Consider the following 20,867-nt stretch of genomic DNA (forward strand, 5'->3'; position numbering starts at 1 on the left):
CCGCGCCGTCCCGTCCCCTGAACTGATCCTGATCCTGATCGAGGAGTGGAAGCACGATGTACGACACGCATGCGGAGCCCGGCGGCGACAGCGACGTCCTGGTCGTCGGCTACGGCCCGGTCGGGCAGACCCTGTCCGTGCTGCTGGCGCAGCGCGGCCACCGGGTCACCGTCGTGGAGCGGTGGCCGAAGGCGTACGCGATGCCCCGCGCGGTGAACTTCGACAGCGAGTCGGCGCGGATCCTCGCCGCTGCCGGTCTCGCCGAGCAGATCCCGTCGTTCTCCGAGCCGTCCGGGGCCTATGAGTGGCTGAACGCGGAGGGCCGGACGCTGCTGCGGATCGAGGCGACCGAGGAGGGCCGGTGCGGCTGGCCCGACTCTACGGCCATGTACCAGCCGGGACTTGAGGCGGCTCTCGCGGCGCGTGGTGCCCAGCTGCCGGAGCTGACGGTGCTGCGCGGCCTTGAGGGGGTCGCCCTGGACGTCACCGGCGAGGGGGTGCGGCTGACGGTGCGGCCCACCGACGGTGGCGAGGAGCGGGTGCTGACGGCGCCGTGGATCGTCGGCTGTGACGGCGCGAACTCGTTCGTGCGGGGGGTGATGGGCGTCGGCCAGACCGACCAGGGCTTCTCGCACGACTGGCTGATCTGTGACGTGGCCCCGCACGAGCGGCGCGTCTACGAGCCGAACAACCTCCAGGTCTGTGACCCGGCGCGGCCCCGTACGCATGTGTCGGCCGGACCGGGTCACCGCCGCTGGGAGTTCATGCGGGTGCCGGGCGAGACGGTGGAGGAACTCAACACCGAGGAGCGGGCGTGGGAGCTGCTGGCCGAGCAGGGCATCACGCCGGACGACGCGACCATGGAGCGGCACGCGCTGTACACGTTCAACGCCCGTTGCACGGACGAGTGGCGTACGGGCCGGATGCTGCTGGCGGGTGACGCGGCGCATCTGATGCCGCCGTTCGCGGCGCAGGGCATGTGCTCGGGGTTCCGGGACGCGGCGAACCTGGCGTGGAAGCTGGATCTGGTGCTTTCGGGCCGGGCCTCGGACGCGGTCCTGGACAGCTACACGGTGGAGCGGCGTCAGCATGTGCAGCACGCGATCGGGATGTCGGTGAACCTGGGGAAGGTGATCTGCCAGGACGATCCGGTGGCCGCCGCCGAGCGGGACGCGGTGATGCTGGCGGCCCGGGAGCGCGGGGTGGGCACGGCCCAGCCGAAGGGCGCGGTGCAGCCGCTCAAGGACGGGCTGCTGTACCGGCGTTCGGCGGGCCGGGCGCCGCGCCGGCCGGCCGGTGACCTGATGCCGCAGGGCCGGGTGGAGCGGGACGGCGGGACCGGCCTGTTCGACGAGGTCGTGGGTCTTGGCTTCGTCCTGCTGACCGCGGACGAGCCGGACGCGCTGCTGGGCGACGAGGACCGGGCGTTCCTGGACGGTCTCGGCGCGCGGGTGGTGCGGGTGGTGCCGGCGGGCACCCAGGCCGGCCCGGGCGAGGTCGTCGACACCGACGGCGTGTACTTGACGTACCTGACCGAGTCGCGGACCCGTGCGGTGCTGGTGCGCCCGGACTTCTACGTGTACGGCCCGGCCGCCGACCGCGCGGAACTGGCGTCGGTGCTCGGCCAGTTGCGGGAGGGCCTGGGAGTCCTCGCCGCCGTGTGACCACGACCGCCCAAAAGAAGGGGGCCGCCCGGCGAGTGCCGGGCGGCCCCTTTGTCGTGCGCGCTGGGCGGGTCAGGCGGCGCTGCCGACGATGTCCTTGACGATGGCGGCGTACTCGTCCTTGTCGATGATGGCGCGGAAGGTCTCGGCGCCGTTCTCGGAGACGACGTAGCGGCGTCCGATCAGGATCTTCTGGCCGGCGTCGAAGGCACGGCCGCGGATGACGGTGGTGGAGCTGAGCTGCTGGCCCTCCCACTCCCATTCGTCGCGGCTGGTCAGCGACTCGGCGTAGCCGACCCAGGCGGTGAGCTCGCGGGCCTCGGGGCGGAAGCGGAAGACCGCGATCCAGTCGCCGGTGGCGCCCTGGCGCTGGACGATCTGGTAGCCGTCCTCCTCCACCACGCGGAAGCGGAAGCCGTTCTGCTCCTGGATCCCGGGGCCGACGTGCAGGGGCTCGGTGAAGGACGGGCCGACGTAGCCGACATCGGCGAGGTACAGCTCGCCGTCGATGGTGACGCCGTTGAGCATGTGGTCGAGGTCGGGGCCGAACTGCTGGTCCGCGCCGCGAATTCCGGCGGAGAGGATGACGACGTCGAATCCGAGCTGGCGCAGCAGCGTACGGAAAAGGCCGTTGAGTTCGTGGCAGACGCCGCCGTTAGCCTCGGTGACGAGATGCTTGAAGAGTTCCTGCGGGTCGGCGTCGGCCGCTTCGTCCCATACCGCCGCGCCCTTGTGGACATGGCGGGAATTGTCGAAGGGCACCGTCATCAGGTGGCGCTTGTGCAGGGCCCGCAGCGTCTCCAGAGTCGGCTCCAGCGGGCCGGAGAGTCCCAGGTGGGCGGCGTATGCCTCGACGTCGAGCATGATGGATCTCCTCTTTCGACAGCTTCCTGGATTCGCGTGTAACGGCACACGTACAGGCCGCACCATAACCACGCAGCGGGTGCACTGTCTGCGCCCAGAGGACCCCCCTGAAACCCCCCTGTTTCTGGGCCCTTGAGTTTCCCGAGGGACTCATGTACCGGGGGTCGAATAGGGGTGTTCGCATCGATGTTCCCACTCTAGATTCTGTTTGACTTCAATGATCTGTCCCCGGCGCCGAGTCGGTGACAAACGGAGGAGATTACATTGTTGAATCGGCGGAACTTTCTGCGGGCGAGCGGCGGCGTCGCGGCCGCCGGCGCGCTGGCCGGTGTCGCGCCGTCCGTGTCGTTCGGTGCCACGAGCTCGTACGAGACGCTCCGGGCCGGCCTCCAGGGTGATCTGCTGCTGCCAACGGACAGCGGCTACAACCTGGCGAAGCAGCTCCAGATAGCGCAGTACGACGCGGTCAGCCCGCAGGCCATCGCCTACTGCGAGACCCCGCAGGACGTCGCCAAGGCGATCCAGTTCGCCAGCAGCGAGGGCATCGCGGTGCGCACCCGCAGCGGTGGCCACAACTACTCGGGCTGGTCCACGGGCGAGGGCCTGGTGGTCGACGTCTCCCGGATCCGGCACGCCAAGCTCAACGGCACCACGGTGAAGATCGGTCCGGGCGCCCAGTCGATCCTCGCCATCGACGCCCTTACGCCCTACAACAAGCAGATCGCCACCGGCACCTGCCCGACCGTCTGCCCCGGCGGCTTCTTCTCCGGCGGCGGCATCGGCTACCAGACGCGGAAGTTCGGCACGGGCAGCGACCGGGTCGCCGCGGCGACGGTCGTCCTCGCCGACGGCAGCATCGTGCGCGCCTCCTCGACCTACGACTCCAGCCTGCTGTGGGGTCTGCGCGGCGGTGGCGGCGGCAACTTCGGTGTGGTCGTGGACTGGGAGGTCCGCCCGGTCGACCAGCCGCGGATGGTCTGGTACGAGCAGTGGTGGGACTTCGACCAGGCGCCGCAGATCTTCGCGGCCTGGCAGGCCTGGATGGCCAACGGCTCCGACAACCTCGCCGGTCAGTTCGTCCTGGTCACCCCGGACGCGGCCCCCGGCACCAAGCCGATGGTCCTGACCACCGGCGCCTACCTCGGCCCGCAGTCCGAGCTGGAGACCGCGCTCGCGCAGCTCAACTCGCTGGCGAAGACCGCCCCGCTGAGCAAGGTGGTCGCCGACCTGACGTACGCCGAGGCGATGAAGCGTACGTACCACTGCGACCAGCTCACGGTCGCCCAGTGCCAGCGCGCCGGCACCACCCCGGAGGCGCAGCTGCAGCGCACCGGCTTCCAGCGCGAGAGCTACCGCGTCTTCAACCGTCAGATGACGGCCACCGAGATCGAGAAGGTCCTCGCGGCCTACGACGCCAACCGCGCCGCGGGCCACACCCGGGTGCTGCACGTGATGGGCCTGGGTGGCGCCGCCAACCGGATCAGCCGTACGTCCACGGCGTTCTGGCACCGGGACGCGACCTTCGTCGCCGGTTTCGTCAACCAGCTGGGCGCCAACCCGTCGGCGACGGACGTGCAGGCCGCGACGGCGTGGGCGGGCAACGGCGGCAGGGTCATGGACCCGATGTCGAGCGGTGCGTACGTCAACTTCACCAGCACCGAGCTGACCGACTGGCAGACCAAGTACTACGGCGGCAACTACAACAAGCTGCTCGCCGTGAAGTTCGCCTACGACCCGGACAACTTCTTCAGCCACCCGCGCAGCATCGGCAGCTGACACAGGAAAGCCCGACAGGGGGCCGGGGCGCGAAAGCGCTCCGGCCCCCTTTGGCATGTGCGCCGCCGGATGCGGGGCGGGGCGGGAACGCCTGGAGGGGGTGGTGCGCTTTCGCGCACCACCCCCTCCTTGGGGACCTGCGGTCGACCGCCTTACAGGACGGCCGGGGCGGCCGGGGCGTCCGCCTTGGCGTCGCCCTCCTCGCCCGCGCCCTGGGCCGCGGGAGCGGCCTTGAGCAGGATGACGGCCAGGACCAGGCCGGCGGCGATGAAGCCGACGGCGATGGTGAAGGCCAGGTTGTAGCCGGCCGTGAGGGCGGCCGGGTTCGGGTTGGCGCCGGACTCCGCGGTGGCGAAGGTGTTCAGCAGCGCCAGGCCGACGGCACCACCGATCTGCTGCGAGGTGTTGAACAGACCGGAGATGACACCGGAGTCCTCGGGGGTCGCGCCGGACAGGCCGAGCATCATCAGCGCGGGCATGGCCGCACCGAAGCCGACACCGAGCAGCAGGTTGGCCGGCAGGAAGTTGGCCAGGTACGTGCCGTCGACCGGCAGCTGCGCGAAGAGGACGAAGCCCAGGCCGATCAGGACGAGGCCGGTGATGAGGACGGCGCGGGCGCCGAACTTGGTGATCAGCTTGGCGGACAGGCCCAGCGAGACACCGGCGATCGCCACGGCGACCGGGATGAAGCCGAGACCGGTCTGCAGCGGGTCGTAGCCGAGGACACGCTGGAGGTAGAGCGTCCCGAAGTACAGGAAGCCGAACATGGCGCCGATCATCAGGAGCTGGATCAGGTTGGCGCCGGAGACGTTACGGGAGCGGAAGAGCCGCAGCGGCAGCAGCGGGGACGCGGCCTTGGACTCCCGGATGAGGAAGCCGACGAGCAGGACGACGGCGAGCGCGGCGTAGCCGAGGGTGTGGGTGGAGGCCCAGCCTTCCTTCTCGATGCCGACGATGGTGTAGACGAGGAGCATCAGACCGGCGGTGACCAGCACGGCGCCGAGGAAGTCGGCGCTGGAGCCGAGGCCGGGGCCGCGCTCGGTCTGCAGGGTGCGCAGGGCGAGGGCGACGACCACGATGCCGATCGGGATGTTGATGAAGAAGATCCAGCTCCAGTCGACCGAGTCGGTGAGGATGCCGCCGACCAGGGGGCCGATGGCGCCGCCGCCCGCGGAGGCGAAGCTGAAGGCGCCGATCGCCTTGGCGGTGTCCTTGGGCTCGGTGAAGAGCGTGACGATCATGCCGAGGATGCCGGCCGAGGTGATGGCGCCGCCGACACCCTGCACGAAGCGGGCGATGATCAGCATCTCCTGGCCGGTGGCCAGGCCGCAGAAGAGCGAGGCGACGGTGAAGAGCGTGAGACCCGTGATGAAGACCTGCTTGCGGCCGAGCAGGTCGCCGAGGCGGCCGGCGAGCAGCAGCAGACCACCGAAGGGAATCACATAGGCGTTGACGATCCAGACCAGGTTGGTGGCGGTGAAGCCGAGGTCGGACTGGACCGCCGGGAGGGCGACGTTGACGATGTTCTGATCAAGGATGATCATCAGCTGGCCGGCGCAGAGTACTGCGAGGGCCAGCCAGCGCGACGCGGTCGCCGCAGGCGTGGTGCCCATGGAAATCTTTCCTCCAGAAGAGCGGTAAGGGTGGGTGGGAACGGTGGTCAGCCGCGCAGCATCTCGGCCACGAGGAACGCGAGTTCCATCGACTGCTGGGGGTTGAGGCGGGGGTCGCAGTACGTGTCGTACCGCTCCGCGAGGCCGGAGTCGTCGATGGCCTGGGCGCCGCCCACGCATTCGGTGACGTCGTCTCCGGTCAGTTCGATGTGCAGGCCGCCGGGGTGGGTACCGAGCGCGCGGTGGACCTCGAAGAAGCCCTCGACCTCGTTGATGATGCGGCCGAAGTCGCGGGTCTTGTAGCCGCTGGCGGCCTCGTGGGTGTTGCCGTGCATCGGGTCGCACTGCCAGATGACCTGGTGGCCCGTGGCGGTGACGCGCTCCACGATGGCGGGGAGCACGTCGCGGATCTTGCCGCAGCCCATCCGGCTGATGAGGGTCAGCCGGCCGGGCACGTTGTGGGGGTCGAGCCGCTCGACGTATTCGGCGGCCTGCTCCGGGGTGGTACCGGGACCGATCTTGAGGCCGATGGGGTTGGCGAGCAGCGAGGCGAGGGCGATGTGGGCGCCGTCGAGCTGGCGGGTGCGCTCGCCGATCCACAGGAAGTGGGAGGAGAGGCCGTACAGCTTCTCGGTGCCGTCGGCGCCCCTCTCGCGGCGCAGCAGGCCGCGTTCGTACTCCAGGAGCAGCGCCTCGTGGCTCGCCCACAGCTCGGTGCTGTGCAGGGCGCCATGGTCGACGCGGCAGGCGGACATGAAGTCGAGGCCGCGGTCGATCTCGGTGGCGAGCGCCTCGTAGCGCTCGCCGACCGGTGAGGTGCGCAGGAAGTCGCGGTTCCATTCGTGGACGCGGTGCAGGTCGGCGAAGCCGGAACCGGCGTAGGCGCGGGTGAGGTTGAGGGCGGCGCCGGAGTGGGCGTATGCCTGGAGCATCCGGGCCGGGTCGGCGACCCGGGCCTCGGGCACCGGGTCGAAGCCGTTGACGATGTCGCCGCGGTAGACGGGCAGGCCGAGCTGGTCGGTGCTGTTGGAGCGGGGCTTGGCGTACTGGCCCGCGATCCGGCCGACCTTGACGACGGGCATGCTGGCCGCGTAGGTCAGCACGACGGCCATCTGCACGAGGGTGCGCAGATTGGCGCGGACATGGGATTCGGTGTTCCCGGCGAAGGTCTCGGCGCAGTCGCCGCCCTGCAGCAGGAAGGCCCGGCCTCGGGCGACCTCGGCCAGCCTGGACTGGAGACGGTCGACCTCCTGCGGCACCACGAGCGGAGGCATGGTCTCCAGCGTGGCGACGGCGGAGAGCGCCGAGACGGGGTCGGGCCACTGCGGCTGCTGTGCCGCGGGGCGGGCCAGCGCCTCGGCTATCCGGGCGTCGAGCGAGCCGGCGGTCGTGGACGGCTGAGGAGGCACGGCCGTGACGGTCCGTGCTGCGATGGTCGGCTGCATGCCGCCAGGCTAGGTTTTGCGTGCCAACTCCCCGCCCATCTACCGGTAATCACAAGGCGTAATGGTCATTACGCCTTTGGATCAATGGGCTTGGTGGGAGTCGAGAGAGAAGTACTCGCGGTAGAGAGCGACTTGGCTCTCCAGCATCGGCGCACCGTAGTGCACGGGCAGGCCGTGGGCGAGGGCCGTGCGCAGCAGCCGGGTCTCGCGCGGCTTCATGATGATGTCGGCGACGAGAGTGCCGGGGGCGAGGCCGGCCGGGTCGAACGGCAGCGGGTCGCTGTCGCGCAGCCCGAGCGGGGTGGCGTTGACGACGAGGTCGGCGCCGTCGACGTCGGGGCGGGTGGAGTGGGTGGTGCGGCCGGGCCAGCGGGTGTCGAGCCGGGCGGCGAGCGCGGCGGTCCTGGCCGGGTCGAGGTCGCACAGGACGAGGTGGTCGACGCCGGCGGCGAGCAGGGCGGGGGCGATGGCGCAGCCGGCGCCGCCGGTGCCGACGAGGGTGACGCGGCTGCCGGCGGGCCGGTGGCCGGCGGCTTCGAATCCGGCGACGAAACCGGCTCCGTCGAAGTTGTCGGCGTGCCAGCGGCCGTCGGGTTCGCGGCGCAGGACGTTGGCGCTGCCGGAGAGCTGGACGGCGGGGCTCTCCAGGTCGGCGAAGCGGCGGACGGCGGCCTTGTGCGGCACGGTGACCAGCAGGCCGTCGAGGTTCTCCACGGCCTTGAGGCCGGTGACGACGGCGGCGAGCTGGTCGTGGCGGACGTGGACGGGGACGAGGACCGCGTCCCGGGAGAGCCGGGCGAGGAGCGGGTTGACCATGGTGGGCGCCTGGACCTGGGCGACGGGGTCGCCCAGGACGGCGTAGAGCCGGGTGGTTCCGGTGATTCTGGGCTGCTGGTTGCGGGCGTCGTCGGACATGCGGGGCCTCGGTTCGGGTGGTGGAAGGTGGGGCCGCGCCGCGGGTCAGGGGATGAGCGTGACCTTTCCGGTGGTGCGGCGGGCCAGCAGGTCCTGGTGGGCGCGGCGGACGTCGGCGAGCGGGTAGCTGGGCCCGGCGAGCGGGCGGAGGGTGCCGGCGGCGGTGAGGGCGAGCAGTTCGCGCAGGGGGCCGGTGACCGCGTCGGGGCGGGCCAGGACGGGCCGGAGCCAGAAGCCGACGACGGAGGCGCCGCGCCGGGCGAGGCGCTGGGGGTCGACGGGGGTGGCGGGCGTACGGGCGGCGCTGCCGTAGGTGACGATCCGGCCGAGGGGGCCGAGGGAGCCGAGGGCGTCGTCGAAGAGGGCGCCGCCGGTGCCGTCGAGGATCACGTCGGCGGGGTTCTCGAGCGGGTACGTGGCGACGGCGTCGGCCCCGAGGTCGAGGGCGAGGGCGCGTTTGGCGTCGGTGGAGGCCTGGGCGAGGATCCGGCCGGCGCCCATGTGCCGGGCGAGCTGGACGGCGAGGGAGCCGACGCCGCCGGCGGCGGCGTGCACGACGACGGTCTCGCCGGGCGCGAGGCGGGCCGCGGTGGTGAGCAGGTGCCAGGCGGTGAGCCCCTGCATGAGCAGGGCGAGGGCGTGGGCGGCGGGCAGGTCGTCGGGGATCGGGACGACGGCCGCGGCGTCCGCGACGACCTGCTGGGCGTAGCCGCCGCGGACCCGGGCGAGGACCCGGGTGCCGTCGTCGGTGCGGCCGACGACCTCACTGCCCGGTACGAAGGGCAGTTGGTCGGCGGCGAGATAGGAGCCGTCGGCCTGGTGGGTGTCGGCGTAGTTCACGCCGGCCGCCTCGACGGTGATCCTCAACTGGCCCGGACCCGGTGCGGGTTCGGGCAGGTCGACGTAGTCCAGTACGTCGGGCCCGCCGAAGCGGTCGAACCGAACGGCTCTCATGCCGCCCTCCCCCCGAGGGCCCCGGCCAGGGCCGCGCGTCCCTCCCGGACACGCGCACCCTTGACCGAGCCCCCTGTCGTGTCGTTCGTGCCGGTCAGGCCGTGAGCCGGTCCTGTTCGTCCTCGCCGTCGGAGTCCGGCCTCTCCGCGAGCTCCTTCTGCTGCTGCTCGTAGAGGGCCAGGCCACGGGCGGGTGAGGTGTCGATCTGGCCGAGGATCGCCGGGGCGGCGATCGCCGGCAGGGTCAGGTCGTACATCCGGGAGATCCGCGTCTCCAGGTCCGCCATCTGGCAGACCGCCTGCGACAGCATCTGGATGCCGTTGAAGGATCCGACGAGCACCTCGGCGGTCGCGGTGGCGTCGACGTACGGCAGGACCTCGCCGCGTTCCTTGGCCTCGGTGAGCTGGGTGGTCATCACCCGCACCCACTCGTTCCAGGGCTCACCGAAGAAGTGCCGCGCGTTCTGGTCCGCCGCGAGGCGGGCCGAGGCGCGCAGCAGGGGCTCCCGGGGCAGCCGGTAGGCGAGCACCAGTCCCATGTCGACCGCCGTCTGCAGCTTCAGCAGCTGCTCCGGCGGCGGCTCGGTGACCGCGTGCTCCAGGACGCCGAGGGCCAGTTCTTCCTTGGAGGCGAAGTGGAAGTAGAGCGCTCCCTTCTTCACTCCGGCCCGGTCGAGGATCATCGTGATGGTCGCTGCCTCGTAACCGAACTCGGCGAAGACCTCCGCCGCGGCTTCCAGTACTGCCCTGCGCGTGCGGATGGCCCGCTCTTGCCGTGCCAATGCCAACCTCCGGGTCGATCTGCGGTTCTTTGCGTCCCCCCAAAAAACCAAACGGTCCGTATCTTATCTGCCCATCCACCTCCTCTGCCACCCCGGCTCCACCGGCCTTCCTTGGCGCCTCCACCGCGGATCCACCGACCGGGAACCTGACATACTCGCTCCGGGTCTTGAAAAAGAAACCGTACGGTCCGTATCTTACTGGCTCAGAGGCGGGGCTTCCCCGCTTCTCAACCCGAGTCGTCGCGCATTCCTATGGGGGGAACCGACATGCACTTCACGACCGTGGCCCAGAACAAGACCGTCACCCACGCCCGTACCGGCGCCGCCGCCCGCACGCCGCAGCCCGTACCCCACGCGCCCACCGCTTCGTTCGCCCACCGGGACCTGGACCGGGACGTCCTGATAACCGGCTGGACCCGCCGGGACGAGATGTCCTTCTCCGTCGACATCAGCTGGGCGAGAGACCACTGCTTCTTCGCCCCGGCCCCGGGCAGCGTCCACCACCACATGCTGATCGCCCAGACGATCCGGCAGGTGACGCTCTCCCTCGCGCACGCCGCGTTCGAGATCCCCACCTCGGACAAGTTCCTGATGAACGAGCTGACTTACGCGGTCGACCCGCACCACCCCACGACCCTGACCGACCCGGTCCAGGTGGAGGCCGAGTACTCCTGGGAAGGCCGGCGCTGCATGCGGGTCAAGCTCGCCCTGCGCCAGCGCGGCGCGACCTTCGCGACCAGCGACAACCTCTTCTCCTGGGTGCCGCCGCGGGTGTACGGCCGGATGCGCGGCGACTACCTGACCGCCCTGCCCGGCGAGTCCGCCGAGCCGGTGGCCGCACCGCTGGTCGGCCGCATCGCCGACAGCGAGGTCCTGCTCGCGCCGGGCGGCCGACCGCACCGCTGGCAGCTGCGCTGGGGCACCGGCCACATGGCGCTGATCGACCACGCCGTCGACCACGTCCCCGGCCTCGTCCTCCTCGAAGCGGCGCACCAGGCCGCATACGCCTTCGCGGGCGCCCCCCACTTCAACCCGACCGGACAGGCCATGTACGCCAGCCGGTACGTGGAGTTCGACGTGCCGTGCTGGATAGAGGCCCACGCCCTGCCCGCCCGGGCCGGCATCCCGGCAGCGGTCGAGGTCATAGGCCTGCAGCGGGACAGCATGGCCTTCCGCTGCGTCGTCGAGGGCTTCACCATCCGCGACTGAGCCCCCCTTTTTTGGGGCTCGGTTCGCCTCCGGGCGCTTTGAGCGTCTGCTGACGGTCGATGGTGCTCGGTCCCTCGTTCCTCGGGACCTCCGCGCTCCCCCTACCTTCGGTGGGGGACCCCCATCCCTTTCAGCAGCCGCGCGCCCTTCGGCTCACTCGCCAGGCGGTCGGAGTTGGCGGTGACGACGGCCCCGACGCGGTACCGCTACGCCGGTACGCCGCTCGGGGTCTTGTCGCGTTCGCGTTCCGGGAGGGCCGCGGCGCCCTCGGGCCGCACGGCCCGCGCCGCCTCGGGGGTGGCCAGCATGGAGAGGGCGGCCCGCCAGAACTCGGTGAGGGTGGCGTGCGAGAGCCACTTCTCGTCACCGCGGCCCAGCATCTCAAGCCCCGCGGTCGCCGCGGCGACGAGGGTGACGGCCGCGGAGTGCGGCAGCCCGGCCGCCAACTCCCCCGCCGCCGAGGCCCGCCCGATCAGCAGCGCGACCTTGTGGTGCCACTCGTCGCGCAGCCCCAGGGCGAGCTCGGCGTCGCCGTCGCTGTTGAGCCGGAACCCCGCCCGTACCACCACATCCGTACGGAACAGGGCGGCGAAGCTGTGGGTGAGATCGGTCAGCGTCTGCAAGGGGGTGCCCCGGCGGGCGCGGACCTCCAGTGCCGCCGCGCGGAGCCGGTCCGCGGCCTGCGCCACGACCGCGTCCGCCAGGGTGTTCTTGTTCTCGAAGTGGAAGTGCAGTGCTCCGGGACTGACTCCGGCGGCGGCGGCGATCCGGCCGACCTTGGCCTCGGCGTAACCACCGCCCTCGAAGGCTTCGGCGGCGGCGACGATCAGAGCGCGGCGCGTCCGCACGGCACGATCCTGCTTGGTCATGGGGGGTCCCTGAGCTGGTCGATACATCATGGAGATGTATTCAATGAAACCAACCCCCCGGTTTTTTAACTAGGCTGGACCAACAATTGGCCGGTAATCGCCAAAACCGGGCGCCCCCTCCGCGCGCCCCTTCAACCGGCCTGACCTGCGAGGGAGTTCAGCAGCTCGTCCGCCCAGCCGGCGTCGTAGCGGTCGAGCCGCGGGAAACCGCCCGTCTCCGGGGAGCCGTTGTACGTGTAGTGCGCGCCCGGATTGTGTACGGCGTAGCCGCCGGGCGCGAAGAGGTGCGGGCTGCCCTGGATCTCCCGGCCCTGCGCATGGTGCCACTGCTCGTAGACCTCGCGGCGCCCGGCGCCCCGGGCGAGGGCGGCTTCCAGCGCCTTGGCGTCCACGTGGGCGCAGCCCTCGGCGATGTCGAGGATCACGGAGTGGATGCTGATGCAGCGGTGGTCGACGTAGAAGGCGCGGCGCAGGGCGGTGTCCAGTTCGTCGGAGCCGCGCAGGCCGCCGACCTCGGGGGCCTTGGCGGCCTGGACGGCCTCCAGCGCGGGCAGGATGCTCGACGGGTACTCCCACTCGTGCCCCGCCCACAGCCGCCAGCCGAGCTCGGGGCGGTGTGCGCCCAGCATCACGACCTCGGCGTCGACGATGAGCTTGGGGGTGGGCTGGCTGTTGAACAGCTCCAGCGGGAAGGCGCGGTGGTCGATCAGGAGCTCCTGGCCGCGTGCGTCGGCGGCGGCGTGCAGGGTGTGCAGGGCGAGCGTGGCCCAGGGGCAGCCGATGTCCGACCAGAAGGTGATGATCGGCTGCTCGGTGGCGCGTGCGGCGGTCATGGGGTGCTCCCTTCCAGGCACGGCCCGGCGGCCGTCCGGACGAATGAGCGTGGTCGACCCGGGTCCGCCCGGTCAAAGGCCCGGCGGCGACTTCGTCACCATGCGGATCCGGCGTCTTCCCGCTACCGTGGACCGTAACGGATAACTTTCCGTTTCTTCCTGGGGCGGGATGGAGCGTGTTGTGCAGTTCGGAATCTTCACCGTCGGGGACAGGACCACCGACCCGACCAAGGGCACCACACCGGGCGAGTACGAGCGGATCAAGGCGATGGTCGCCATCGCGGTCAAGGCGGAGGAGGTGGGCCTGGACGTCTTCGCGACCGGCGAGCACCACAACCCGCCGTTCGTACCGTCGTCACCGACGACCCTGCTCGGCCATATCGCGGCCCGGACCGAGAAGTTGATCCTCTCCACCTCCACGACGCTGATCACGACCAACGACCCGGTGAAGATCGCGGAGGATTTCGCGATGCTCCAGCACCTGGCCGACGGCCGCGTGGACCTGATGATGGGCCGCGGCAACACCGGCCCGGTCTACCCGTGGTTCGGGCAGGACATCCGCCAGGGCATCCCGCTCGCCATCGAGAACTACGCCCTGCTGCACCAGCTGTGGCGCGAGGACGTGGTGAACTGGGAGGGCCGCTTCCGCACCGCTCTCCAGGGCTTCACCTCGACACCGCGGCCGCTGGACGGCGTGCCGCCGTTCGTCTGGCACGGCTCCATCCGCTCCCCCGAGATCGCCGAACAGGCCGCGTACTACGGCGACGGCTTCTTCGCCAACCACATCTTCTGGCCCAAGGAACACACGGCCAAGATGGTCGGTCTCTACCGCCGCCGGTTCGCCCACTACGGCCACGGCACCCCTGAGCAGGCCATCGTGGGCCTCGGCGGCCATGTGTTCATGCGCAAGAACTCCCAGGACGCCGTACGGGAGTTCCGCCCGTACTTCGACAACGCGCCCGTCTACGGCCACGGCCCCTCCCTGGAGGAGTTCGCCGAGATGACCCCGATGACGGTCGGCTCTCCGCAGCAGGTCATCGACCGCACGCTCTCCTTCCGGGAATACGTCGGCGACTACCAGCGTCAGCTGTTCCTGGTCGACAGCGGCGGCCTGCCGCTGAAGACCGTGCTGGAACAGCTCGACATCCTCGGCGAGGAGGTCGTGCCCGTCCTGCGCAAGGAGATGGCGAGCCGACGGGCCCCCGGGGTCCCCGACGGGCCCACCCACGCGGCGCTGCTCGCCCGGAAACAGGAAGAGGCCGAGCGCACCGCGAAGGGCGTCCCGGCCTCCTGAGAAGGCGCCTCCTGAGTAGGAACAAGGCGCACGGGTCGGTGTCCGGCCTGGGGCATTAACCGGAGACTGGCCCGTGCCGCCTCGTGAGGGCGATGTTCCGCCCCCGCCGACCGGCGCGCAAAGCCGCGCGGACGACTCTGTCAGATCGCTTTCACACCCCACGTAATTCGGTGGCCGGACCACACCCTCAGGTGGTCCGGCCACACCTCTTTCCACCCATCGAGACCGACCGCACCCCCTCCGGCCTGCGACGACGCCCCGACCGGTGGTCCGGCCACCATCCACCGGTCCAGGGGGGTGACGGGTACACCTCGTGCCACGCCCCGCCAGGCACGACTGTGGAAGGGCAGCTGGAGGGAGCTGCCAAACCGTCGGGCAGGAGTGTCGTGAGTACATCCGCAAGTAAACGCAGGACTGTTCTCGAACCACGGGGGATCCACCGGCTGGAGCGGACCGTGTTCCGCGGCAGCGTGGTGGCGGACGACGTCGTCGACGAGCTCTGTGCCACGCTCTTCGCCAGATTCCCCCGCCGGGACCAGCGGGTGAAGGCCGAGCAGTATCTGAGGGGACTTCTCACCGCGCAGGGACGCAAGTCCATCCGTAACATCGCCGCACAGATCGGCGGCCCGGCCGCCGAGCAGAGCCTGCACCACTTCATCTCCAGTTCCACCTGGGACTGGCGGCCGATGCGGGCCGCGCTCGCCGGCTATGTCGAGCAGAACAGCTGCCCGCAGGCCTGGGTCGTGCGCTCCATGCCGATACCGAAGGCCGGCGAGCACTCCGTGGGCGTGGACCGCAGGTTCGACCCCGAACGCGGCCAGGTCTTCCGGGGCCAGCAGGCGTTCGGCGTGTGGCTGGCATCCGAGGAGCTGAGCGTGCCGGTCAACTGGCGCCTGTTCCTGCCCGATCCGTGGGTGAAGGACCGTACGCGCCGGGACCGGGCGGAAGTTCCGGAGGAGGCCGGCGAAGAGACCCTGGAGGAATGCGCCGTCGCCGCCGCGCTGGACACCGCGGCCTGGCAGGACGTCACCCGCAAGCCGCTGCTCCTCGACATCCGGGGCGGCGCCGGCCGGGCCGCGCTGTGCCGGCTGGCCTCGGCCGGGGTGCCGCTCGTCGCCCGTATCGGCCCGACCTGCCGGCTCACCGTCGCCGACCGGGCCCTGCCCGGCTACGGCGCGGGCCCCCTGCCCGCTCAGCAGATCCTGGAATCGCTCAAGGGCCTGCGCCGGCCGGTGGGCTGGCTGGACACGGCCACCGGACGGCCGGTCTCCCGTACGTCCCTGACCACGGCCGTCCGGGTCACGCTGCCGACCATGTCGGGCAACGAACGCCAGCTGCTGCTGATGGGCGAGTGGGACGATCCGCGGCGGCCGCTGGCGCGACTGTGGATCACCGATCTGACCGGCGCGACCGTGGGGCAGCTGCTACGGCTGACCAAGCTGACCCGCCGGGTCGAACGCGACTTCACCCAGGTCGGCGAGGGCGCAGGCCTCCGCGACTTCGTGGGCCGCTCGTTCCGCGGCTGGCACCGCCACATCACGCTCGCCTCCGCGGCCCACGCGGCCACGGTGCTCAGCGCCGGCTGGGACGCCTCCTACGAGGCCGTACGGTCCACCGGCTGACGGGTGTGCTCCAGGCCCCGCTGCTGGGCCAGGACATCGCGGGTCCGCTGCAGCCGCAGGGCGAGCTGGACCTCGAGGACCTGGCCCGGCTTCTGCCACTCGGCGCCGAGGAGTTCCCCGATCCGCTCCAGCCGGCGAGAGACCGTGTTGGGGTGGACGTGGAGCTCCTCGGCGGCGTTGGTGGGGCTGCCGCCGGAGGCGAAGTACGCCTCCAGGGTGCGGGTGAGATCGGTGAACCGCTCGGCGTCGTAGTCGAGAACGGGCCCGATCGCGGACTCGATGAACCCGTCGACATCATGGTCGTCGGAGAGCAGCAGACCGAGAAAGCCCAGGTCCTGCACGGAGGCCGCGGAGCCACCGGCACCCAGCGCGCTCATCGCGTCCAGGCAGCGGGTCGCCTCGCGGTACATCCGCCCCGCGCTGTCCGGGCTCCAGCCCGGCCCGGCCGAGCCGACCGAGACGGGATGGCCGAGCAGCGGCGAGAGCTCGCCGGAGACCGCGCGGGCCGCCGCGGACGCGTCGAGGCCGGGCAGCAGCAGCACGATGCAGCCGCCCTGCACGGTCTTGAGGCCGGACATCCTGTACGCGTACGAGGACGCCCACACGACGGCCCGCCCCTGCTCACCGCCCTCCGGGCGGGCGACCACGAGCACATGCGGCTTGCGCAGATCGATGCCGAGCCGCCGGGCGCGCTGCACGATCTGGTGCGGGGAATGCTGCGGATCGGCCAGCAGATCGTCGAGGAGCTCGTCGCGCACGGGCCCCTCGGCGACGGCGGTGGAGCGCTGCATCAGCAGCAGGAACGCGACGGACTGGGCGGCCAGTTCGAGGAGCCGTTCGTCCTCGGCGGTCAGCCCGGTCGTGGGACGGGTCACCAGCACGCCCAGATCCTCGGAGCCGGCGATGACCGGGGCGACCCAGGTGTTGTCACCGGTCACCACCGGACGGCGGCCGGCATGCGCGTCCAGGGACGCCTTCGCCACCGCCTCCTCGTCGAGACCGGGCAGCTCCCCGCCGGTGGGAAGGGACGAGGCCAGCGAACGCCCCCCGGGGTCCCGGATCATCACCGCGCCGTCGAGGGCGTCACCCGCCGCCTTCGCCACATTGCACAGATCACCGCCCGCGAGGACCAGATTCATGATCCGGCTGTGGGCCTCGCTGACATGCCGCATCCGAGTGAGGGTCGTCCGCGCCCGGGAACTGTCGAGCTCCAGCTCGGTCACCTCGGCCCGCGTCTGGTCGAGCAGACCCGCCTTCTCGATGGCGACGGCAGCCAGATCGGCGAGCGAGCACATCAGCCCGAGCTCGTCGGCGGTGTAGTGGCGGATCCGCCGGTCGGCGCCGTACAACGCCCCGACCGAAGCGTCACCGTTCCGCAGCGGCACGGCCATGACGGCGTGCAGCCCCTCCATCCGTACGACCTCGTCGATGGCCTCGCAGTGCGGAAAGCGGTCGTCGTTGAGGTAGTCGGAGGTCCACGCGGGAGCGTCCCCGGCCTGCGCCTCCCCACCGAGCCCCCGGCCGTCCAGGACCCGGAGCCCGGTGCTGAGACCGGTCCTCGACCCTTCGGTGCTGTGGATGTACGACGCGCCACTGCTGCCGCGCAGACTCACGTACGCCATGTCGAAGTCGAGGAGCCGGCGGGCGCGTTGGGTGATGACCCGCAGCAGGCTGTCCAGGTCGTACGGGAACGTCAGGTCACGGGCGGTGTCGACGAGAGCGGCGAGCCCCGCCTCGCGCTGCTCACGGCGGCTGAACGACGAGTGGATGCCGTCGGCGAGCTCGACGGCCCGCTCCAGCTCGGCCAGTTCGGCGGCGGACGCGCCGCCCTCGCGGGCCTGGTGGAGCAGTTCCTCGAACCGGTGCGGCGGAGCTTGCTGGGCGAGCAGTTCAAGCACGGTGAGTGCTGAGGCGCCGCCGGTATCCGCTCCTTCCCACGTCATGGTCCCAACCCCCGTTGTGTAAAAAATCAGAAAAACCCGGACCGCTGGCCGAAACTAGTTTGCCCCCGAGACAGGGTCAACGGTGACCTCGGCCACTTCGTTCCCCTCGGCACGCGGGGTGTGACACGACCACCGCGCGAGGCCATGTGCGGTGTTCCCGGACCACCTTCCGACTACGGGCGAGTCGGGCGAGGCTGAGGGCGATCCTCCGTTTCGAAGAAGTCCGAAGAAGAAGGAAAGACGGAACTCCTGTGCGCACGCTGCTGGTCGACACCCACTCCTCCCTGACCGACTGCCTGAACACCAACATCTGCCAGGACGGCGACCCCGGCTGGTCGTGAGCCAGAATGCGCGCTTTGCGAAGGCGACTTCGGCAACTCCCCCACGGCGGCCCAAGGAGTGGCGAACTCACGCCAGTTGTGTGATTCGGGTCCCCTGGGCGGAGTGACGTGGTTACGCTCAGCGACGGATCGTCCGTCCCGACTTGGGGGTGCCCATCGCTCGTGGTCAACATCCGCAGCCTGGATCCCAGCGCCTCACCGCTGGACTACTACGGGTCAGAACTACGCCGCTTGAGAGAGGCGGCGGGTCTGAACCAGGCGCAGTTGGGGGCGTGCGTGTTCTGCACGGCGTCGCTGATCGGCCAGATCGAGAACGCGCGGAAGGTACCGACGCGGAAGTTCTCGTTGAGGCTGGATGTGGCGCTGGAGACGGGGGGTGTGTTCGAGCGGCTGATTGGGCTGGTGCTACGGAGCCAACTGCCGACGTGGTTCCAGCCGTTCGCCGACCTTGAGAAGAAGGCCGCGTACATCCACACGTATCAAGCCCAGTTGGTGTACGGCCTGCTCCAGACCGAGGACTACGCACGAGCCGTACTGGCAACGGGCTTGCCCGACAACCTCGAGGAGCAGGTCGCTGCCCGTATGGAGCGTCAGCTCATCCTCGCCCGGCCGCAGCCACCTATGGCGTGGGTCGTGTTGGACGAGGCGGTCCTGTACCGGCCGATCGGCGGCGTGGCGGTGATGCGAGAACAACTCGCCCACCTGCTGACCTTTCAGGAGAAGCGCTGGGTGCGAATCCAGATCCTTCCCTTCGCCGCAGGCGCGCACGCGAGCCTCATCGGATCCTTCACAACCCTCCGATTCGAGGACGACCCCGAGATCGTCTACTCGGAAGACCTCATCTCGGGCCACATGACGGCCAACCCCGACACAGTCAAGGAAGCCGCCTTTCGTTACGCTCACTTGCAGGCTGCGGCCCTCTCCGTGGAGGACTCGGCGGCACTGATCGCTCGCGTAATGGAGGAACGGTATGGGCACGAGCCACGACCTGACGGGCGCGCGGTGGCGTAAGTCGTCGTACAGCGGAAACACCGGCGGCGAGTGCGTCGAGTGCGCCCCGCTCGGCGCCGCCGCCTGGCGCACGTCCTCGTACAGCAGCACCAACGGCGGTGATTGCGTCGAGGTCGCCACCCAACCCTGCCTCGTCGGCGTACGGGACTCCAAGAACCCCGAGGGCCCCACCTTCACGGTCACCCCCTCCGCCTTCGAGGCATTCGTGGGCGCCGCCGCCGAAGGGGCGCTCTAGCCGGTCGGTGTGGGCCGGGGTCGTGAGTTTCTGGTGGGTCCGCCCTTGCTGCCGCGCCGTTTGCGGTGGGCCCGCTGGTTCGGGACGCGAGGCTTCCTCTTTCGGGCCCCGGCCGCGTGCTAATGGGCCCGGCCCGGGCTGTGCGAACGAAAGCGCGCGCGGAATGAAGGCCCTCGCCGGAACGGCGCCTCTCCCGTCACAGTAGGCGCCCCAGACCCCCTCCCGGTTGAACTGTTGCTTGCGCCGTAAACTCCGCGTCGGTGGGGATGTGCGTGTGTCGTGGGCCAAACAAGGGGCTCGACACGTTCTTGCGCACCTCGGGGCGGCGCGCAGCTTCACCCGGGTGCGACTGATCGGCTACGGCTACGACAAGACCTTCGACGTGGGCTGAGGCTGATCATCTTGAGCGAGTACAACATCTACACCGGCCACCGGGAGCCGCAGGCCCCCGGGGTCACCCTCGCGGAGACGCTGTGGGCCGACCTCGAAACGGCCTTCGGCATCGGGTTCTACAGCGACGCCGGTGGGCAGTCGCCCTTCACGTGGGGGGACAACGAGCGCTGGCTGAGCGTCTCGGTCTCGGTGCCACCGGACCTGGACGAGCCGTTCCACTCCCACCCGGCCCGGGTCACTGCCAATCAGCCGGACACGGACGCCTGGGCCCAGCGGGTCTTCGACGCCCTGGACGCAACGGGCCGGTACTCGCTGTTCATGATTGAGGACGACCATGCCCTGGTCCGGACGAACTCGGAGCTGGCCCGCACCCAGTGGGAAGACCGCGACTGAGCACGCACTGCTTCGGCGGCCGAGTGTGCAGTCCCAGCCCGCCCTGTCCGTTGGCTGCCTATCCTTGTGGCCATGACTGCCCAGCCTCCGGAGCCCTCTCCGCGCCCTGCCCCATCTGGAGAGCTCCGCGCCTCTCACGATGACCGGGAAGCAGTGGTGGAGCAGCTGCGCGATGCGGCAGCCGAGGGGCGAATCGATCTCGATGAGCTGGATTCGCGTCTGGAGCAGGCACTGACGTCCAAGACTCACGCCGAGTTGGCCGTCCTGACCGCCGACTTGCCGAGGCTGCATTCCCCTCAGAGCCGGCTTCCGCTGGTACTCAAAGGCGGCATGTATGGCGCGTCTCGAGGCCCCGGGCGCTGGGAGGTTCCCGGGCACGTGATCGCGCATGGAGGCGTGGGGGGTGTGAAGCTCGACTTCACCCGGGTTGAGTGCCGCCTCAGGGAGGTCGCCGTGGAGGCGTACGGGGAGACATCCGGTGTCACGATCGTCATCCCCGACGCCTGGGCCGCGGACACCAGCGGCATGGATCCGGGCGTCGGCGGCCTGACGGACAAGACCACTCCCGACCGGCTCCCGGGAACTCCGCTGATCCGGCTCACTGGGTCCGGCGGCGCGGGAGGAGTGGTCATCCGCCACCCCAACCGCCGGGAACGGCGCAAGCTGGACAGCAACCCGTCGCAGGGCTAGGCGGCTAGGTTCTGTCCGGCCG

General features: G+C 70.5%; 18 protein-coding genes. 9 read left to right on the forward strand and 9 right to left on the reverse strand.

Annotation, left to right across the window (positions count from 1 at the left end):
- Positions 1-56 precede the first annotated feature (56 nt).
- On the forward strand, positions 57-1,664 hold the full coding sequence (mhpA, locus tag ACZ7LT_RS04685; protein WP_471234225.1) for a bifunctional 3-(3-hydroxy-phenyl)propionate/3-hydroxycinnamic acid hydroxylase MhpA: 1,608 nt from the start codon (positions 57-59) through the stop codon (positions 1,662-1,664).
- Between the two features lie 72 nt (positions 1,665-1,736).
- On the opposite strand, the gene ACZ7LT_RS04690 is transcribed toward mhpA, so the two are convergent.
- Positions 1,737-2,528 (reverse strand): arylamine N-acetyltransferase family protein, encoded by a 792-nt coding sequence (locus tag ACZ7LT_RS04690; RefSeq protein ID WP_471234227.1) that lies wholly within the window; start codon positions 2,526-2,528, stop codon positions 1,737-1,739.
- Between the two features lie 267 nt (positions 2,529-2,795).
- Here ACZ7LT_RS04690 and ACZ7LT_RS04695 point away from each other — a divergent pair, with 267 nt between their 5' ends.
- A complete protein-coding gene (locus tag ACZ7LT_RS04695; protein WP_471234231.1) occupies positions 2,796-4,304 on the forward strand; it encodes an FAD-dependent oxidoreductase in 1,509 nt (502 codons plus the stop codon).
- 152 nt (positions 4,305-4,456) lie between these two features.
- On the opposite strand, the gene ACZ7LT_RS04700 is transcribed toward ACZ7LT_RS04695, so the two are convergent.
- From ACZ7LT_RS04700 to ACZ7LT_RS04720, 5 genes are all read right to left on the reverse strand, one after another.
- Positions 4,457-5,917: a DHA2 family efflux MFS transporter permease subunit gene (locus ACZ7LT_RS04700; RefSeq protein ID WP_471234233.1), complete on the reverse strand. Its 1,461-nt coding sequence runs from the start codon at positions 5,915-5,917 to the stop codon at positions 4,457-4,459.
- Positions 5,918-5,964: 47 nt separating this feature from the next.
- Positions 5,965-7,362: a class II 3-deoxy-7-phosphoheptulonate synthase gene (locus tag ACZ7LT_RS04705; protein ID WP_471234237.1), complete on the reverse strand. Its 1,398-nt coding sequence runs from the start codon at positions 7,360-7,362 to the stop codon at positions 5,965-5,967.
- Positions 7,363-7,443: 81 nt separating this feature from the next.
- Entirely contained in the window at positions 7,444-8,277 is an 834-nt protein-coding gene (locus tag ACZ7LT_RS04710; RefSeq protein ID WP_471234240.1) for a shikimate dehydrogenase family protein, read from the reverse strand.
- 45 nt (positions 8,278-8,322) lie between these two features.
- The gene (locus tag ACZ7LT_RS04715; RefSeq protein ID WP_471234245.1) at positions 8,323-9,231 is read right to left on the reverse strand and encodes a quinone oxidoreductase family protein; all 909 of its coding nucleotides are present in this window, start codon (positions 9,229-9,231) and stop codon (positions 8,323-8,325) included.
- Between the two features lie 94 nt (positions 9,232-9,325).
- Complete coding sequence (locus ACZ7LT_RS04720; protein WP_471234249.1) at positions 9,326-10,012, reverse strand: ScbR family autoregulator-binding transcription factor; 687 nt, start codon at positions 10,010-10,012, stop codon at positions 9,326-9,328.
- A 267-nt stretch (positions 10,013-10,279) separates the two neighbouring features.
- Here ACZ7LT_RS04720 and ACZ7LT_RS04725 point away from each other — a divergent pair, with 267 nt between their 5' ends.
- Positions 10,280-11,221 carry a ScbA/BarX family gamma-butyrolactone biosynthesis protein gene (locus tag ACZ7LT_RS04725; protein ID WP_471234252.1) on the forward strand — a complete coding sequence of 314 codons (942 nt, stop codon included), beginning with the start codon at positions 10,280-10,282 and terminating at the stop codon, positions 11,219-11,221.
- Between the two features lie 206 nt (positions 11,222-11,427).
- Here the strand turns inward: ACZ7LT_RS04725 and ACZ7LT_RS04730 are convergent, their stop codons facing one another.
- A complete protein-coding gene (locus tag ACZ7LT_RS04730; RefSeq protein ID WP_471234255.1) occupies positions 11,428-12,090 on the reverse strand; it encodes a ScbR family autoregulator-binding transcription factor in 663 nt (220 codons plus the stop codon).
- Positions 12,091-12,221: 131 nt separating this feature from the next.
- Positions 12,222-12,923 (reverse strand): DsbA family oxidoreductase, encoded by a 702-nt coding sequence (locus tag ACZ7LT_RS04735; protein ID WP_471234258.1) that lies wholly within the window; start codon positions 12,921-12,923, stop codon positions 12,222-12,224.
- A gap of 181 nt (positions 12,924-13,104) precedes the next feature.
- Here ACZ7LT_RS04735 and ACZ7LT_RS04740 point away from each other — a divergent pair, with 181 nt between their 5' ends.
- Together ACZ7LT_RS04740 and ACZ7LT_RS04745 are read left to right on the forward strand one after the other, a co-directional pair.
- Positions 13,105-14,217 (forward strand): LLM class flavin-dependent oxidoreductase, encoded by a 1,113-nt coding sequence (locus tag ACZ7LT_RS04740; protein ID WP_471234261.1) that lies wholly within the window; start codon positions 13,105-13,107, stop codon positions 14,215-14,217.
- Positions 14,218-14,651: 434 nt separating this feature from the next.
- Positions 14,652-15,839 (forward strand): IS701 family transposase, encoded by a 1,188-nt coding sequence (locus ACZ7LT_RS04745; protein WP_471234791.1) that lies wholly within the window; start codon positions 14,652-14,654, stop codon positions 15,837-15,839.
- On the opposite strand, the gene ACZ7LT_RS04750 is transcribed toward ACZ7LT_RS04745, so the two are convergent.
- Complete coding sequence (locus ACZ7LT_RS04750) at positions 15,812-17,782, reverse strand: helix-turn-helix domain-containing protein (RefSeq protein WP_471234264.1); 1,971 nt, start codon at positions 17,780-17,782, stop codon at positions 15,812-15,814. The two genes, ACZ7LT_RS04745 and ACZ7LT_RS04750, sit on opposite strands and share 28 nt — an antisense overlap.
- 503 nt (positions 17,783-18,285) lie before the next feature.
- Here ACZ7LT_RS04750 and ACZ7LT_RS04755 point away from each other — a divergent pair.
- From ACZ7LT_RS04755 to ACZ7LT_RS04770, 4 genes are all read left to right on the forward strand, one after another.
- A complete protein-coding gene (locus ACZ7LT_RS04755) occupies positions 18,286-19,134 on the forward strand; it encodes a helix-turn-helix domain-containing protein (RefSeq protein WP_471234268.1) in 849 nt (282 codons plus the stop codon).
- Complete coding sequence (locus ACZ7LT_RS04760) at positions 19,094-19,369, forward strand: DUF397 domain-containing protein (protein WP_471234272.1); 276 nt, start codon at positions 19,094-19,096, stop codon at positions 19,367-19,369. Before ACZ7LT_RS04755 ends, ACZ7LT_RS04760 begins: the two co-directional genes overlap by 41 nt.
- A 402-nt stretch (positions 19,370-19,771) precedes the next feature.
- Positions 19,772-20,155, forward strand: coding sequence for a hypothetical protein (locus ACZ7LT_RS04765; RefSeq protein ID WP_471234274.1), 384 nt, complete (start codon positions 19,772-19,774; stop codon positions 20,153-20,155).
- A 72-nt stretch (positions 20,156-20,227) separates the two neighbouring features.
- Positions 20,228-20,845, forward strand: a complete 618-nt coding sequence (locus ACZ7LT_RS04770) for a DUF1707 SHOCT-like domain-containing protein (protein WP_471234279.1) — start codon at positions 20,228-20,230, stop codon at positions 20,843-20,845.
- Positions 20,846-20,867: the final 22 nt, after the last annotated feature.

This window comes from Streptomyces sp. NPDC039465 (assembly GCF_055639315.1).

What these genes read in the sequence shown, in the direction of transcription:
- ACZ7LT_RS04750 (WP_471234264.1), bottom strand. Translation starts at nt 17,782, where the DNA reads ATGACGTGGGAAGGAGCGGATACCGGCGGCGCCTCAGCACTCACCGTG.
- ACZ7LT_RS04770 (WP_471234279.1), top strand. Translation starts at nt 20,228, where the DNA reads ATGACTGCCCAGCCTCCGGAGCCCTCTCCGCGCCCTGCCCCATCTGGA.
- ACZ7LT_RS04710 (WP_471234240.1), bottom strand. Translation starts at nt 8,277, where the DNA reads ATGTCCGACGACGCCCGCAACCAGCAGCCCAGAATCACCGGAACCACC.
- ACZ7LT_RS04725 (WP_471234252.1), top strand. Translation starts at nt 10,280, where the DNA reads ATGCACTTCACGACCGTGGCCCAGAACAAGACCGTCACCCACGCCCGT.
- ACZ7LT_RS04690 (WP_471234227.1), bottom strand. Translation starts at nt 2,528, where the DNA reads ATGCTCGACGTCGAGGCATACGCCGCCCACCTGGGACTCTCCGGCCCG.
- ACZ7LT_RS04705 (WP_471234237.1), bottom strand. Translation starts at nt 7,362, where the DNA reads ATGCAGCCGACCATCGCAGCACGGACCGTCACGGCCGTGCCTCCTCAG.
- mhpA (WP_471234225.1), top strand. Translation starts at nt 57, where the DNA reads ATGTACGACACGCATGCGGAGCCCGGCGGCGACAGCGACGTCCTGGTC.
- ACZ7LT_RS04760 (WP_471234272.1), top strand. Translation starts at nt 19,094, where the DNA reads ATGGGCACGAGCCACGACCTGACGGGCGCGCGGTGGCGTAAGTCGTCG.
- ACZ7LT_RS04730 (WP_471234255.1), bottom strand. Translation starts at nt 12,090, where the DNA reads ATGACCAAGCAGGATCGTGCCGTGCGGACGCGCCGCGCTCTGATCGTC.
- ACZ7LT_RS04715 (WP_471234245.1), bottom strand. Translation starts at nt 9,231, where the DNA reads ATGAGAGCCGTTCGGTTCGACCGCTTCGGCGGGCCCGACGTACTGGAC.
- ACZ7LT_RS04700 (WP_471234233.1), bottom strand. Translation starts at nt 5,917, where the DNA reads ATGGGCACCACGCCTGCGGCGACCGCGTCGCGCTGGCTGGCCCTCGCA.
- ACZ7LT_RS04735 (WP_471234258.1), bottom strand. Translation starts at nt 12,923, where the DNA reads ATGACCGCCGCACGCGCCACCGAGCAGCCGATCATCACCTTCTGGTCG.